Here is a 14,731-nt window from a genome sequence, read left to right as displayed (position 1 = left end):
TTATGCGCGCGAGTCTGCCATGTGACGCTCAGTTGTCGAGTCACGGTGGGGTATTTCACGAGGTGGGCGCGGCCGGCGCCGTCGAGGTCGGCGGCCTCAGGTGCGGGCGGCGGGCGGGGCGGCGAGCGGCAACGGGAGGGTGGGGCGACGGTCACGGCTCCGGAGAGCAGGGCCCAGCCGCAGCCCGACGGGGTCGGTCCGGGCCAGACCCGGGTCGAAGAAGCGCAGCTCGGTACGGCCCAGCCGGATCACGTCCCCGTCGGAGAGCTGCTCCGGCCCGTCGATCCGCCGGTCGTTGAGCCAGGTGCCGTTGGTGGATCCCAGGTCCACCAGCGTCACCCCGCCGACGGCCAACCGCACGCTGGCGTGCCGACGGCTCAGGTGCGGGTCGTCGACGGCGATGTCCACCGTCGACGCGCGACCGATCACCTGCGGCTCCGTGCGGAGCCGGAAGCTCGCCCCACGCATCGGTCCGCCCGCCACGGTCAGCAGCGGCATCAGTTCCGGAAGATCCCTCATGGACGGTCAGCCTCCAGCTCCCGGTGTCCCGGCGTCAGCGTGCCATCACGTGATAGCCGTCCCCACCACCGGCCGGTCATCTCCGCGACCCCGCCCGGTCATCTCCGGTTAGCCGGTTCGGCTCCCGCCAGAGCCATCCGGCCCGTCCCGCCAGTCGGGTTTCGGCGCCGTCGACGCCACCGGCCCTCGGGGCCGTCCGGGGGCGGCTTCCGGGTGGCACGACGCCGGCCTCCCGGACCGCCGGCACCCGGCTGTTCGGCACCTGGTTCTCCGGGCCACCGGAGACCTACCAGCGGGTAGCTTCCGGGTCTAGACTTCCGCCATGACGGCTGTGCGTGTCCCGGGTGCCCCGGTCATCGAGGACGGGCGGCTGGTGTCGACCAGCCCCGCCACCGGCGCGGAGGTGGGACGGCTGCCTGCCGCGGCAGCGGCCGATGTCCCGGCGGCGGTGGACCGGGCCCGGGAGGCGGCGGCCTGGTGGGCCGGGCTCGGCTTCACCGGCCGCCGGGAGCGGCTGCTGCGCTGGCGCGGCGTGCTGGCCCGGCGGATCGAGGAGCTGGCTGAGCTGGTGCACGCCGAGGGCGGCAAGCCCGTTCCCGACGCCATCGTCGAGGTGCTCACCGCGATCGAGCACATCGACTGGGCCGCCCGCAACGCCGGCCGCGTGCTCGGGCCGCGCCGGGTGCGCTCCCGGCTCATCCTCGCCGAGTTCTCCGCCCACCTGGAATACGTGCCGTACGGGGTGGTCGGGGTGATCGGCCCGTGGAACTACCCGGTCTTCACGCCGATCGGCTCCACGGCGTACGCGCTCGCCGCCGGCAACGCCGTCGTCCTCAAGCCCAGCGAGTACACCCCGGCCGTCGGCCAGTGGCTGGCCGACGCCTTCGCCGAGGTGGTGCCGGAGCATCCGGTGTTCACCGTGGTGCACGGCCTCGGCGACGTCGGGGCGGCGCTGTGCCGTTCCGGGGTCGACAAGCTGGCCTTCACCGGCTCGACGGCCACCGCCAAGAAGGTGATGGCGGCCTGCGCCGAGTCGCTGACCCCGGTGCTGCTGGAGGCCGGCGGCAAGGACGCCATGATCGTCGACAGCGACGCCGACCTGGACGCCGCAGCCGAGGCGTGCGTCTGGGGCGCGCTCACCAACGCCGGCCAGACCTGCATCGGCATCGAGCGGGTGTACGCGGTGGAGCCCGTCTTCGACGCCTTCGTCGGCAAGGTGGTGGAGAGGGCCGGCCGGCTGACCGTCGGCGCCGAGGGGGCCGACATCGGCCCGATCACCATGCCCGCCCAGCTCGACGTGATCCGCCGGCACATCGACGACGCGCTGGCCCGGGGCGGTCAGGCCGTGCTCGGCGGCGCGGACGCCGTACGGCCGCCGTACGTGCACCCGACCGTGCTGGTGCAGGTGCCGGAGGACTCCGCCGCCGTCCGCGAGGAGACCTTCGGCCCGACGCTGACCATCAACCGGGTCCGCGACGCCGACGAGGCGGTAGCCCGCGCCAACGCCCTCCCGTACGGCCTGGGTGGTTCGGTGTTCGGCCGGCGGCGGGCGGTGGCCATCGCCCGGCGGCTGCGCTCCGGGATGGCCGCGGTGAACTCCACCCTGACCTTCGCCGGGATGTCCACCCTGCCGTTCGGCGGGGTCGGCGACTCCGGCTTCGGCCGGATCCACGGCGAGGACGGGCTGCGCGAGTTCGGCCGGGCCAAGGCGGTCACCCGACGCCGGGCCCGGTCGCTGCTGCCGGCGATGACCTTCGAGCGCACCCCGGCCGACGTCGCCCGCCTGATCAAGGTCACCAAGCTGATGTACGGTCGCCGCCGCTGACCAGCCGCGCCAGCCGCACGCTCGGCGGCTGACCGGGGCGGGCCGGCGGCCGGTCGGGGGCGGTCAGAACAGGGTCAGCTCGTCGCGCTCGATACCGCGCAGCTTGTCGTAGTTGACCACCACACAGCGGATGCCCCGGTCCGTCGCCAGCACCCGGGCCTGCGGCTTGATCTCCTGGGCGACGAAGACGCCGCTGACCGGGGCGAGCAGCGGATCGCGGTTCATCAGTTCGAGATAGCGGGTGAGCTGCTCCACCCCGTCGATCTCGCCGCGCCGCTTCACCTCGACGGCGACCGCGCCCTGCGCCGCGTCCCGGCAGAGCAGATCCACCGGCCCGATCGCCGTCATGTACTCCCGGCGGACCAGGGTGAACCCGTCGCCCAGGGCGGTCGGGTTGGCCGCCAGCAGTTCCTGCAGGTGCGCCTCGACGCCGTCCTTGCGCAGGCCCGGGTCGACACCCAGCTCGTACGAGGTGTCCTGGAAGATCTCCTCCAGGGTGATCCGCAGCTCCTCACCGGCCTTGTTCACCACCCGCCACACGCCGGGGGCCTCCTCCAGCCGGCAGGGCGGGCTCATCCAGTTCAACGGCTTGTACGCACGGTCGTCGGCGTGGATCGACACCGACCCGTCCGCCTTCACCATCAACAAGCGAGTGGCCAGCGGCAGGTGAGCCGAGAGCCGTCCGACATAGTCCACCGAGCACTTCGCAATCACCAGCCGCACCCGACGAGGGTAGCGGAGACCCCGACCTCCGCCGTCGAGCGGCACTGGCGGCGCGGTGCCATGCTGAGACGGTGTTCGAAGTGCTCACTGGTACCGGGCTCGCCGCATCGGCGGGCCTGAACGCCTACATACCCCTGCTCACCATGGGATTGCTGGCCCGCTACACCGATCTGATCGACCTTCCCAGCGGCTGGCAGTGGCTCGGCAACGGCTGGGTCATGGTGATCCTCGCGGTGCTGCTCACCGTCGAGGTCGTCGCCGACAAGGTGCCGGTCGTCGACCACGTCAACGACGTCGTGCAGACGGTGGTGCGGCCGACCGCCGGCGGGCTGGCCTTCGGTGCCGGTTCCAGCTCCGAGACGGTCACGGTCAGCGATCCCGGCCACTTCTTCTCGTCCAGCCAGTGGGTGCCGGTGGTGACCGGCGTGCTCATCGCCCTCGGCGTGCACCTGCTCAAGTCCGCCGCCCGCCCGGTGATCAACGCGACCACCGCCGGTGTGGGGGCCCCGGTCGCGAGCACCGCCGAAGACGCCACCAGCATCGTGATGTCCCTGGTCGCGATCATCCTGCCGGTGCTGGTGCTGGCCTTCCTGGTCGGCTTCGTCCTCTTCCTCTTCTGGTTCCTTCGCCGCCGCAAGGGCCGCCGCCGCGAGCGCCAGGCCGCCCGCGCCGCCGGCTTCCGCGTCTGATCACCCGCCCACCTCACGCGCCCTGGACCTCGTTCCCGCAGACACCGCTGGCCGGGCCCCCTTGTCGGGGGCCCGGCCGGTTGGCTGTTCGGTGGTGCGGGGGTCAGCTGTTCCAGTGTTCGGTGACGAGGTCGGCGGCCTGCTGTTCCCACTGGGCGTACGCGTCGGGGTAGGCGGACACCTGCACGGTCTGGGCAGCCTCGGTCAGGGGCATGTCCTGCCACCCGTCGACCTGCTTGAGGCCCTTCAGGAACGCCAGGGTCGAGTATTCGGGGTCGGTGATCTGTTCGGGGGTGCCCCAGCCGGAGGTGGGGCGCTGTTGGAACAGGCCCTGCGAGTCGTGGTCGTTGCGGTCGCCCAGGTGGCCCAGGTTCTCCAGCTTCGACTCCTGTAGGGACGTGCCGATGGAGATGACGGCGGCCCGTTCGTTCATGCCGGCCTTCTTCGTGGCGGCGATGATGGCCTTCGCGTTGGCGGTCTGCTCGTCGTCGAGCGTGATGCGGGACTGTTCGCCCTGCACGCCGTGGGGGATCAGTTTGGCCTTGTCGGCTGCCGGCTTGTCGGCCTGTACGGCGACGGCGGTGGTCGGGGTGGATGCGGTGGGGGTGGTGGTGTGGGCGGTGGCGGGGCCGGCGAACACGCCGCCGGCGAAGGCGAGACCGGCGATGCCGAGAACGCTCTTACGGATGATCGTGTTCATGGGGGTGTCTCCAATCGGGGGTCGACACACGCGCCCGCCCGGGGAGGGGCGGGGGGTGTGAGCACCACGTCGAGGCGCCCAACAGATCAAGAATCAGGGGGGAAGTCGCGGCTCACCGCGCCCGCAGGGGGGTGCTGGTGGCGGCGGGTCCATGTGTAACGACCGGGGGCCGGCCCGCATTCCACGGGGGTTCGGGCGGCTCGGCAGCGGGGTGCGCTACTCGATCGTCTGCCATGTGTAACGACCCCGGGCCGGCCCATGTTCCACCGGCCGGATGCCCCCGGTCACACCCCCGAACCACCCCAAACCTCACTCCGGCCCCGCCCACCCCCGGGCGCGAGGTGATCAAGGGGTTTGCGTCGGAGTCGGGGCCCCATCCGGCACAAACCTCGTGATCGCCCCGCGGGGCCTGACGGAATCGGTCAGGGGTGGATGGGGGTCAGCGGGTGGGGGTGCACCGTTGAGATCATCTGCCGGTGCCTGTGAAGAACTCCCGCGTCCCCCTGGTGGCGACGCTCGCCGCCCTGACCGGTGTCGCCGCGCTGCTGGCCGCGCCGACCCCCGTACGCGAAACCGGTCACGCCGCCATCGTCTGGGCACCGGCGCCCTCGCCCGCCGTAACCGGCTCCGGCAGCCCGCGTGCCGCCCCGTCCGGGGACTCGGCGAAGCCGACCGGACAGCCGGCACCGTCGGCACCGTCACCCGTGCCGAGCGGCAGGCCAGACCCGGGGACGGCGACGGTGCCGGGCGCGAGCCGGGCCGGGCGACGGCCGCCGGTGGTGGACCACGGGCCACGCACCGGCGACAAGGTGGCGCTCACGTTCGACGCGGACATGACCGACGCGATGCGGTACCAACTACGCAGCGGCGCGGTCCGGTCGTACGCGAATCTGGCAATCGTCGACCTGCTGGAGCGGGAAGGGGTGCCGGCCACCTTCTTCCTGACCGGCAAGTGGGTCGAGGAGTATCCCGACGTCACCCGTCGCCTGGCCGCCAACCCGCGCTTCGAGCTGGCCAACCACACGTACGGCCATCTCGCCTTCACCGCGGACTGCTACCACCTGCCGACGATTCCCCGGCAGCGGATGGCGGCCGACGTGGCCCGGACCTTCGACCTGATCGCCCCGTACGGCGGGCGGCAGACCAGGTACTTCCGCTTCCCCGGGCTCTGCCACGATCGCACGGCCCTGACCGAGCTGGCGCCGCTGGGCGTCACGGTGGTGGACGGTGACGTGGTCAGCGGCGACCCGTTCGCGCGGTCCTGGCGGCCGATCGTCGACGCGGTGCTGTCCCGGGTGCGCCCCGGCTCCGTCGTCGTCCTGCACGTCACCGAGGCGAACGCCCCGATGACGGACGAGGCGCTGCCGCGCATCCTGGCCGGACTGGCCGCCCGGGGGCTCACCCCGGCTCCGCTCTCCGAGGTGCTGGCGGCGACGCCACCCGGCCCCGCCGGTTGACCACGGCCGGGCCGATCGGGGTGGCTGCGCCGATCGACATGGCGCTCGACGGCCGGATGGCACCCACCCGGCCGGGTGGCCGGGCTGACCAGTCATCAACATCAAACGCGACAAAAGCCTAATGTCGGAGAGGAGTCGATGAGAACCCCGAGGAGGTCGTCATGACTACGGCGATGGAGATGCCCCGCGTCGAGGAATGCGTGGTCGCGGCCTGCGCCTACAACCACACCGGCGACTGCCACGCGTTCGCCATCACGATCGGCAGCGCGGACCACGCCCACTGCCACACCTTCGTCGAGATGCCGGTCCGCGGCGGCATCGAGACGCTGATCGCCCAGGTGGGCGCGTGTCAGCGGTCGGACTGCCGTCACAACGCCCAGTTGGAGTGCCGCGCTCCGGCGATCCGGGTCGGCCCCGACAACGACATGGCCGACTGCATGACGTACGACGGCCGCTGACACACGACCGGGAACCCTTCTCACAGGCCGTTGGCGGCGCGGACCACGGTGACGAGGTCGTCGATGATGCCGGTGAGCGCGAAGTCCCTCGGCGTGAACACCCGGGCCACCCCGGCGGCGCGCAACGCCTCGGCGTCGCCGGGCGGGATGATGCCGCCGACCACGACCGGCAGGTCGCCCCGGCCGGCGGCGCGCAGGCCGTCCAGCACCGCCGGCACGGCGTCCAGGTGTGAGCCGGAGAGCACGGACAGGCCGACCAGGTCGACGTCCTCCTCCACTGCGGCGGCGACGATCTGCCCGGCGGTCAGCCGGATGCCCTGATAGATCACCTCGAAGCCGGCGTCGCGGGCACGTACCGCGATCTGCTCGGCGCCGTTGGAGTGCCCGTCCAGGCCGGGCTTGCCGACCAGCAGCCGCAGCCGGCCAGCGCCCAGCTCACGGGCAGTGGTGGCGACCCGCTCCCGGACGGCGGCCAGGCCGCTGTCGCCGCTCACCCCGATCGGCGCGCCGGCCAGCCCGGTCGGCGCCCGGTACTCGCCGAAGACCTGGCGCAGCGCGCCGGCCCACTCACCGGTGGTCACCCCGGCCCGCACGCACGCCAGGGTCGCCGGCATCAGGTTCGCGGTGGTCACGGCGTCCGCGCGCAGCCGGTCGAGCGCCGCGTCGACCGCCGCGTCGTCCCGGCCGGACCGCCACTCGCGTACGGAGGCCACGGCCGCCGCCTCGACCGCCGGGTCGACCTGCTCGATCGCCTCGGCGCCGGACGCGGTCAGCGGCGACGACTCGGTCTCGGTGAACCGGTTGACGCCGACCACCACGTCGGTGCCGACCTCCAGCCGGCGGCGGCGTTCGGCCAGCGAGCCGACCAGCGCGCTCTTGAGGTACCCGGTCTCGACGGCCGCCACCACGCCGCCCATCTCCAGCACCTTGTCCAGCTCGGCCCGGGCCCCGGTGACGATCCCGTCGACCAGCGCGGTCATCACGTGCGAACCGGCGAACAGGTCCGGGTACTCGAGCAGGTCCGACTCGTACGCGAGGACCTGCTGCATGCGCAGCGACCACTGCTGGTCCCACGGCCGGGGCAGGCCGAGCGCCTCGTTCCAGGCCGGGAGCTGCACCGCCCGGGCGCGGGCGTCCCGGGACAGGGTGACGCCGAGCATCTCCAGCACGATCCGCTGGATGTTGTTCTCCGGCTGCGCCTCGGTCAGGCCGAGCGAGTTGACCTGCACCCCGTACCGGAACCGGCGCTGCTTCGGGTCGGTGACGCCGTACCGCTCGCGGGTGATCTCGTCCCAGAGCGCGCCGAACGCGCGCATCTTGGCGATCTCCTCGACGAAGCGCACCCCGGAGTTGACGAAGAACGAGATCCGGGCGACCACGTCGCCCATCCGCCCGGCCGGCACCTGGCCGGCGTCGCGCACCGCGTCGAGCACGGCGACGGCGGTGGCCAGGGCGAAGCCGACCTCCTGCACCGGCGTCGCGCCGGCCTCCTGGAGGTGGTACGAACAGATGTTCACCGGGTTCCACCGGGGCATCTCCCGCAGCGTGTACGCGATGACGTCGGCGGTCAGCCGCAGCGACGCGGCCGGCGGGAAGATGTACGTCCCCCGGGACAGGTACTCCTTGATGATGTCGTTCTGCGTGGTCCCGGCGCAGCGGGCCAGCTCGGCGCCCTGCTCCGCGCCGACGGCGCCGTAGAGTGCGAGCAGCCACATCGCCGGCGCGTTGATGGTCATGGACGTGTTCATCTCGGCGAGCGGGATGCCGTCGAAGAGGGCCCGCATGTCGCCGAGGTGGGCCACCGGCACGCCGACCCGGCCGACCTCGCCGACGGCCAGCTCGTGGTCCGGGTCGTACCCGGTCTGGGTGGGCAGGTCGAAGGCGATCGACAAACCGGTCTGTCCCTTCGCCAGGTTGCGGCGGAAGAGCGCGTTGCTCGCGGTGGCCGAGGAGTGCCCGGCGTAGGTGCGCATCACCCACGGACGCTCGCGCTCGGGAAGCCGGCCGGGGGGAGCCTTCTCGTCCATGGCGGGAGTCTAAGTTACCGTTAAGTCACTTGGGTGGGTGAAAAACCGCACAGCTCTATGGGACGCCAGGCGGGCTGAGCTGTTCATCATCAACAGCGGACAGCACCGGAACATGCGGGACGGCCGGCACCCCGGACGCCGTCGACCGGCCCGCACGACGCACACTGGACGGCATGGATGACGAGCTCGCAATCTCCGTCCGGGGGCTGCGCAAGGCGTACGGCGACAACGTCGCGGTAGCGGGCGTGGATCTCGCGGTCCGCCGCGGCGAGGTGTTCGCCCTGCTCGGGCCGAACGGCGCGGGCAAGACCACCACGGTGGAGATCCTGGAGGGCTACCGGCAGCGCGACGCCGGCGAGGTCTCCGTGCTGGGCAGCGACCCCGGGCTCGCCTTCGGGTCGCGACTGCGGGGCTCGCAAGCTCGCTCCTCGCGCACCCCACGACACCCCGCCCGCGACTGGCGGTCCCGGGTCGGCATCGTGCTCCAGGGAACCGGCGAGTTCGACGAACTGACCGTCGCCGAGTTGGTCACGCACTTCTCCGGCTTCTACCCCGACGCCGACGACCCGGCGAAGGTCATCGAGCGGGTCGGCCTGGGTGCCAAGGCGAAGGCCCGCACGCACACCCTCTCCGGCGGGCAGAAGCGCCGCCTCGACGTCGCGCTCGGCATCATCGGCCGCCCCGAGCTGCTGTTCCTTGACGAGCCGACCACCGGCTTCGACCCGGAGGCCCGGCGCGAGTTCTGGGAGCTGATCCGGGACCTGGCCGCCGCCGGCACCACCATCGTGCTCACCACCCACTACCTGGACGAGGCCGAGGCGCTGGCCGACCGGGTCGGGGTGATCGCCGCCGGCCGGCTGGTCGAGGTGGCCCCGCCGAACCGGCTCGGCAACCGGCAGGAGGCCCTGGTGACGGTCTCCTGGCGTACCCCCGAGGGGGTCGTGGAGACCGCGGAGAGCGCGACGCCGACGGCCCTGGTGGCGGAGCTGGCCGCGCGCTTCGGTGGCGAGATTCCCGGGCTCACGGTGACCCGGCCGACCCTGGAAGACGTCTACCTGAGGATGATCGGACACTGATGACCACCACCACCAGGCCGGCGGCCCCGGTCGACCCCGCCGCACCGGCCCGCCGGCTCGGGGCGGGCGCGCTCGCCCTGCGCCAGGGCCGGCTGGAGATCACCCAGTTCATGCGCAGCCGGGAGTCCGTCGTGTTCACGATGGGCTTCCCGATCATCATGATCCTGATCTTCGCGGCCATCTTCAACGACGAGATCGCCCCGGGCGTCAGCTACACGCAGTACTTCATCACCGGCATGATCGCCACCGGCCTGATGACGGGGAGCTTCCAGAACCTCGGCATCTGGATCCCGATCGAGCGGGACCGGGGGGTGCTCAAGCGCTACCGGGGCACCCCGATGCCGAAGTGGGTGTGGTTCGCCGGCAAGGTGCTCATGGTGGTGGCGATCAGCGTCGCCGAGACCGCCCTGCTGCTCGCCGTCTCGGTCGCCATGTTCGACCTGAAGCTGCCCGCCACGGCCGGCAAGTGGTTCACCTTCGGCTGGGTCTCCCTCCTCGGGGTCACCGCATGCACCCTGTGCGGCATCGCGATCTCCTCGCTGGCCCGCACGGCGCGCAGCGGCTCCGCCGTGGTCACCCCCATCGCCCTGGTGCTCCAGTTCACCTCCGGGGTCTTCTTCGTCTTCACCAACCTGCCGAGCTGGATGCAGCAGGTGGCGGCCCTCTTCCCGCTGAAGTGGATGTGCCAGGGGCTGCGGTCGGTCTTCCTGCCGGAGAGCTTCGGCGTCCAGGAGCCGAGCGGCTCCTTCGAGCTGGGCCGGGTCGCCATCGTCCTCGCCCTGTGGTGCGTGATCGGCCTGGTGCTCTGCCTCACCACCTTCCGCTGGACCACCAAGCGCGACGGCTGAGGGAGCCCGCCCCGCCCCGCCGGAGCCTCGCAGACTGTTCCCTCGCACGCGGGGTGGTCCCGCGTCCGGTGGGGCGGCGGGCCGGGCCCGGGGCTGACAGACTGTGTCGGTGGTGGCGGGACCGACGCGGCGACGGCTGCTCCTGGCCGGGGCCGCCACAGCGGCGCTGGCCGTGGCCGGCGGCGCGACGGCGCGGGAGCTGACCCGTCCACGCCCGGGGCCGACACCGGCGCTGCCCGACGCTCCGGCCGGCGACGAACGGCTGCTCCGGCGGCAGTCGGCGGCCCGGGGTCGTGCCGTCGACTTCTGGACGGCCGTCCCGGCCGGGCACGGCGACGGGCGAGGGCTGCCGGTCTGCCTGGTGCTGCACGGCGCATCGTCCACCCCGCGCGACTACGCGCGCTTCGGGCTCGCCCGGTTCCTCACCGACGCGGTGCGCCGGGGCGCTCCGCCGTTCGCACTCGCCGGGGCGACCGGCGGCCGGCTCTCCTGGCGGCGCTCCGGTGCGGACGACCCGCAGCGGATGGTACGCGAGGAACTGCCGGCCTGGTGCGCCGAGCGCGGCTTCGACACCAGCCGCGTCGCCGCCTGGGGCTGGTCGATGGGCGGCTTCGGATCGCTGCTGCTCGCCGAGACCTTCCCCGGCTGGCTGCGCGCGGTGGCCGCGTTCTCCCCCGCCGTACGCCCCGGGGACGCGGTCTTCACCGACGTGGCGCGGCTGCGCGGCACGCCGGTCGGGCTCTGGTGCGGCCGGCAGGACGGCCTGCTGCGCGACGTGCGGGCGCTGGCCCGCGCCCTGCCCGAGCCGCCGGCCCGGGCCGAGTACGCCGATGGCCGGCACAACTTCGTTTACTGGGGCACGGTCGTCCCGACGGCCTTCTCGTTCCTGGCCGCCGCCCTCACGCCGCCGCGCCCCTGACCCGGCCCCGAGCGGGACACGGATCAGGGGCCGGTGCGGCGTCAGTACGTGTAGAAGCCCTTGCCGGTCTTGCGGCCCAGGTCGCCGGCGGTGACCATGCGCTGGAGCAGCTCCGGCGGGAAGAACTTCTCGTCGGCGGTGTCGGTGTAGATGTTCTTCGAGGCGTGCAGCAGCACGTCCACGCCGGTCAGGTCGGTGGTGGCCAGCGGGCCCATCGCGTGGCCGAAGCCGAGCTTGCAGGCCGTGTCCAGGTCCTCGGCCGACACCACGCCGGACTCGACCAGCTTGACCGCCTCGACGACCAGGGCGGCGATCAGCCGGGTGGTGACGAATCCGGCGATGTCCCGGTTCACCACGACGACGGTCTTGCCGATCTCCTCGGCGAACGCCTTCACGGTGGCCAGGGTCTCGTCGCTGGTCTTGTACCCGCGCACCAGCTCGCAGAGCTTCATCATCGGCACCGGGGAGAAGAAGTGCGTGCCGACGACCGCCTCCGGGCGCTCGGTCACGGCGGCGATCTGGGTGACCGGGATGGCCGAGGTGTTGGTGGCGAGCACCGCGTCGGCCTTGCAGATCTTGTCGAGCGCCCGGAAGACCTCGTGCTTGATCTCCAGTCGCTCGAACACCGCCTCGACGACGATGTCCGCGTCGGCGACCGCCTCCAGGTCGGTGGTCGGGGTGATCCGGCCCAGCGTCGCCTCGACCTCGGCGGCCTCGATTTTGCCCTTCTCGGCGAACTTCTCCAGCGACTTCCGGATGCCGGCCAGTCCGCGCCCGGTGGCCGCGTCGTCCAGGTCCCGCAGCGTCACCTGCCAGCCCGCCTGCGCCGCCACCTGGGCAATGCCCGAGCCCATCAGCCCGGCCCCGACGACCGCGAGTCGACCCGCCATCTGCTTCTCCCTCGCCCGATTGAGTGTCTGCCTGCACCCTATCGGCGGTCCTGAACGATGGATAAGTCAGCCGGCACCCGACCGCCGGCACCCGACGGCGGCACCCGGACAACCGGGCCGCCCGACAACCGGACAACCAGCGGCGGCGGGGCGGCGAGGGCCCCCGCGCCGCGGTCAGATCTCCAGCGCCGGCTCCTCCGGCACGCTGCCGCGCTCGACCTCCACGCCCAGCGCCCGCAGGTCGGCGACGAAGTCCGGGTAGCCGCGGTCGACGTGGTGCACGTGGGAGACCTCGGTGGCCCCGTCGGCGCAGAGCCCGGCGATGATCAGCCCGGCGCCGGCCCGGATGTCGGTGGCCCGGACGGGCGCCCCGGAGAGCCGGTCCCGGCCGCGGACCACGGCGTGGTGGCCGTCGGTCTTGATGTCCGCGCCGAGCCGCATCATCTCGTTGGCGAACATGAACCGGCCGTCGAAGATGTTCTCGGTGATCAGGGACGCGCCGTCGCTGACCGCGGCGAGCCCGATCGCCATCGGCAGCAGGTCGGTGGCGAAGCCCGGGTAGGGCAGGGTGACCACGTCCACCGCCCGGGGACGCTCGTCGACCCGTACCCGGAAGGCGTCGCCGCGGGTCTCCACCAGGCCCCCGGCGCAGATCAGCTTGTCGAGCGCGACCTCCAGGAAGCCCGGGCCGATCCCCGTCACGGTGACGTCCCCCCGGGTCATCGCGGCGGCGAACGCCCAGGTCCCGGCGACGATCCGGTCGCCGACCGTCGCGTGCCGCACCGGCCGCAGCTCCGGCACCCCCTCGATGTGCAGGGTGGAGGTGCCCTCCCCCTCGATCCGGGCACCCATCCGGATCAGCATCGAGCAGATGTCCACGATCTCCGGTTCCCGGGCCGCGTTGTCGATCACCGTCGTGCCCCGGGCCAGGACGGCGGCCATCACCAGGTTCTCGGTGGCCCCGACGCTCGGGAAGTCGAGCACGATGTCCGCGCCGTGCAGGCCGTCGGGGGCGGCGGCGATGACGAAGCCGTGCTCGCCGGAGATGTCCGCGCCCATCCGGGTCAGCCCGGCGATGTGCATGTCCAGCCCCCGGGAGCCGATGGCGTCCCCGCCGGGGTGGGCCACCCGGACGTACCCCCGGCGGGCCAGCAGCGGGCCGAGCACGCAGATCGACGCGCGCAGCCGGCGGACCAGGTCGTAGTCGGCCTCCGCGCCGGGCCGGTCCGGCACGTCGACGGTGACCGACCGGGACCGGGCCACCCCGCCCCGGGCCACCATCGGGTCGACGGGGTCGTCCGCGTCGAACCGGACGCCGCACCCCAGCCGGCGCAGCACCTCGCCCATGATGGCGATGTCGGTGATCCGGGGAACGTTCGTGATGACGCTGCGCCCGGGGGCCAGCAGCGCGGCGGCCATCAGCTTGAGGGCCGAGTTCTTCGCCCCGACGACGTGCACCGTCCCGGCGAGCCGGGCGTTCCCGGAGACCCGGATGACGTCGACGTCGTTGACCGCCGGGTCGCCGGCGTCGCCGGGGCCGACCCCGGCCGGGCAGGTCGGGGTCGGCCGAGCGGGGATGGTCAGGTCGGGTATCCGTAGGCTGTGCGTCATGGCCGTCCACCTCACGCGCATCTACACCAGGGCCGGCGATGCCGGCATGACCAGGCTGAGCAACAACGAGCAGGTGCCGAAGACCGATCCGCGGATCGCCGCGTACGCGGACGTCGACGAGTGCAACGCCGCGATCGGCGTCGCGATCGCGCTGGGGCAGCTCGACGACGAGCTGCGGGCGGTGCTGGGGTCGATCCAGAACGACATGTTCGACGTCGGCGCCGACCTGTCCACCCCCGTGGAGCCGGACCCGGAGTACCCGCCGCTGCGGGTCACCGAGGAGTACGTGGACCGTCTCGAGGGATGGTGCGACGAGTACAACGCACGCCTGAGCAAGCTCGACTCCTTCATCCTCCCCGGCGGCACCGCGGGAGCGGCGCTGCTGCACGTGGCACGGACGATCGCCCGGCGGGCCGAGCGTGCGGCATGGGCGCTGGTCGCGCAGGACCCCGACCGGACCAGCATCCTCCCGGCAAAGTATCTCAACCGGCTCTCCGATCTGCTCTTTATCCTGTCAAGAGCGGCAAATCCGGCAGGAGACGTGCTGTGGGTGCCGGGCGGTAAGCGCTGAGCGTCGACACCGACCGCGTCCGGTCGGGGCCCTGCACCACGTCGAGGTCCGGGTGCCCGACCTGGCCGGCGCGGTGCACGGCCGGGGCTGGCTGCTGGGCTGGACGCCGTTCCAGGAGTGGCGGCGGGCCGGTCCTGGCGGCTCGGCCCGACGTGCCTGGCGCTGAAGGAGTCCCCCGCGCTGTCCGGGCGAAACCACGACCGGCTCGCCCCGGGCCTGAACCACCTGGCCTTCCACGCCGGCCCGCCGGCCGCCGTGGACCGGCTGGTCTCGGCCGCGCCGGCCCACGGCTGGACGCTGCTCTTCCCGGGCCGCCACCCGCACGCCGGGGGCCCGGACGCCACACGGCCTACTTGACGACGACCCAGGAGTACGAGGTCGAACTGACCGCCTCCACCGACTGACCCCGCGCGGCGCC

General features: G+C 72.7%; 15 protein-coding genes. 9 read left to right on the top strand and 6 right to left on the bottom strand.

Annotated features, from left to right (window positions below; translation table 11 throughout):
* Window positions 1-96: 96 nt before the first annotated feature.
* Entirely contained in the window at window positions 97-519 is a 423-nt protein-coding gene (locus ACFYZF_RS04210; RefSeq protein WP_387015781.1) for an FHA domain-containing protein, read from the bottom strand.
* 322 nt (window positions 520-841) lie between these two features.
* Here ACFYZF_RS04210 and ACFYZF_RS04205 point away from each other — a divergent pair, with 322 nt between their 5' ends.
* Window positions 842-2,344, top strand: a complete 1,503-nt coding sequence (locus ACFYZF_RS04205; protein WP_387015778.1) for an aldehyde dehydrogenase family protein — start codon at window positions 842-844, stop codon at window positions 2,342-2,344.
* A 63-nt stretch (window positions 2,345-2,407) separates the two neighbouring features.
* Here the strand turns inward: ACFYZF_RS04205 and nucS are convergent, their stop codons facing one another.
* The gene (gene nucS, locus ACFYZF_RS04200; protein ID WP_387015776.1) at window positions 2,408-3,067 is read right to left on the bottom strand and encodes an endonuclease NucS; all 660 of its coding nucleotides are present in this window, start codon (window positions 3,065-3,067) and stop codon (window positions 2,408-2,410) included.
* Window positions 3,068-3,138: 71 nt separating this feature from the next.
* Here nucS and ACFYZF_RS04195 point away from each other — a divergent pair, with 71 nt between their 5' ends.
* Complete coding sequence (locus ACFYZF_RS04195; protein ID WP_387015774.1) at window positions 3,139-3,756, top strand: DUF4126 domain-containing protein; 618 nt, start codon at window positions 3,139-3,141, stop codon at window positions 3,754-3,756.
* 103 nt (window positions 3,757-3,859) lie between these two features.
* Here ACFYZF_RS04195 and ACFYZF_RS04190 read toward each other — a convergent pair whose 3' ends face one another.
* Entirely contained in the window at window positions 3,860-4,456 is a 597-nt protein-coding gene (locus tag ACFYZF_RS04190; RefSeq protein ID WP_387015771.1) for a hypothetical protein, read from the bottom strand.
* 476 nt (window positions 4,457-4,932) lie between these two features.
* Here ACFYZF_RS04190 and ACFYZF_RS04185 point away from each other — a divergent pair, with 476 nt between their 5' ends.
* On the top strand, window positions 4,933-5,913 hold the full coding sequence (locus tag ACFYZF_RS04185; RefSeq protein WP_387015768.1) for a polysaccharide deacetylase family protein: 981 nt from the start codon (window positions 4,933-4,935) through the stop codon (window positions 5,911-5,913).
* A 161-nt stretch (window positions 5,914-6,074) separates the two neighbouring features.
* On the top strand, window positions 6,075-6,371 hold the full coding sequence (locus tag ACFYZF_RS04180) for a DUF1540 domain-containing protein (protein ID WP_387015765.1): 297 nt from the start codon (window positions 6,075-6,077) through the stop codon (window positions 6,369-6,371).
* Window positions 6,372-6,391: 20 nt separating this feature from the next.
* On the opposite strand, the gene ACFYZF_RS04175 is transcribed toward ACFYZF_RS04180, so the two are convergent.
* The gene (locus ACFYZF_RS04175) at window positions 6,392-8,398 is read right to left on the bottom strand and encodes a protein meaA (RefSeq protein ID WP_387015762.1); all 2,007 of its coding nucleotides are present in this window, start codon (window positions 8,396-8,398) and stop codon (window positions 6,392-6,394) included.
* Between the two features lie 173 nt (window positions 8,399-8,571).
* Here ACFYZF_RS04175 and ACFYZF_RS04170 point away from each other — a divergent pair, with 173 nt between their 5' ends.
* The 3 genes from ACFYZF_RS04170 (at window position 8,572) to ACFYZF_RS04160 (ending at window position 11,241) form a co-directional block, all read left to right on the top strand.
* The gene (locus ACFYZF_RS04170; RefSeq protein WP_387015759.1) at window positions 8,572-9,474 is read left to right on the top strand and encodes an ABC transporter ATP-binding protein; all 903 of its coding nucleotides are present in this window, start codon (window positions 8,572-8,574) and stop codon (window positions 9,472-9,474) included.
* Window positions 9,474-10,322: an ABC transporter permease gene (locus tag ACFYZF_RS04165; protein WP_387015756.1), complete on the top strand. Its 849-nt coding sequence runs from the start codon at window positions 9,474-9,476 to the stop codon at window positions 10,320-10,322. The genes ACFYZF_RS04170 and ACFYZF_RS04165 overlap by 1 nt, the downstream gene beginning before the upstream one ends.
* 112 nt (window positions 10,323-10,434) lie before the next feature.
* A complete protein-coding gene (locus ACFYZF_RS04160) occupies window positions 10,435-11,241 on the top strand; it encodes an alpha/beta hydrolase (protein WP_387015753.1) in 807 nt (268 codons plus the stop codon).
* A 41-nt stretch (window positions 11,242-11,282) separates the two neighbouring features.
* On the opposite strand, the gene ACFYZF_RS04155 is transcribed toward ACFYZF_RS04160, so the two are convergent.
* Window positions 11,283-12,131, bottom strand: coding sequence for a 3-hydroxyacyl-CoA dehydrogenase family protein (locus ACFYZF_RS04155; protein WP_387015750.1), 849 nt, complete (start codon window positions 12,129-12,131; stop codon window positions 11,283-11,285).
* 174 nt (window positions 12,132-12,305) lie between these two features.
* Window positions 12,306-13,742: a UDP-N-acetylglucosamine 1-carboxyvinyltransferase gene (gene murA / locus ACFYZF_RS04150; protein ID WP_387015747.1), complete on the bottom strand. Its 1,437-nt coding sequence runs from the start codon at window positions 13,740-13,742 to the stop codon at window positions 12,306-12,308.
* Here murA and ACFYZF_RS04145 point away from each other — a divergent pair.
* Together ACFYZF_RS04145 and ACFYZF_RS04140 are read left to right on the top strand one after the other, a co-directional pair.
* Window positions 13,741-14,313, top strand: a complete 573-nt coding sequence (locus ACFYZF_RS04145; RefSeq protein WP_350884451.1) for a cob(I)yrinic acid a,c-diamide adenosyltransferase — start codon at window positions 13,741-13,743, stop codon at window positions 14,311-14,313. The two genes, murA and ACFYZF_RS04145, sit on opposite strands and share 2 nt — an antisense overlap.
* Window positions 14,314-14,430: 117 nt before the next feature.
* The gene (locus ACFYZF_RS04140) at window positions 14,431-14,670 is read left to right on the top strand and encodes a hypothetical protein (RefSeq protein WP_387015744.1); all 240 of its coding nucleotides are present in this window, start codon (window positions 14,431-14,433) and stop codon (window positions 14,668-14,670) included.
* Window positions 14,671-14,731 lie beyond the last annotated feature (61 nt).

It is taken from the genome of Micromonospora sp. NPDC001898 (assembly GCF_042891255.1).
Classification (GTDB): Bacteria; Actinomycetota; Actinomycetes; order Mycobacteriales; family Micromonosporaceae; genus Micromonospora.
Note: the sequence above shows the minus strand (reverse complement) of the source record. Positions and strands in the feature narration are given on the sequence as shown.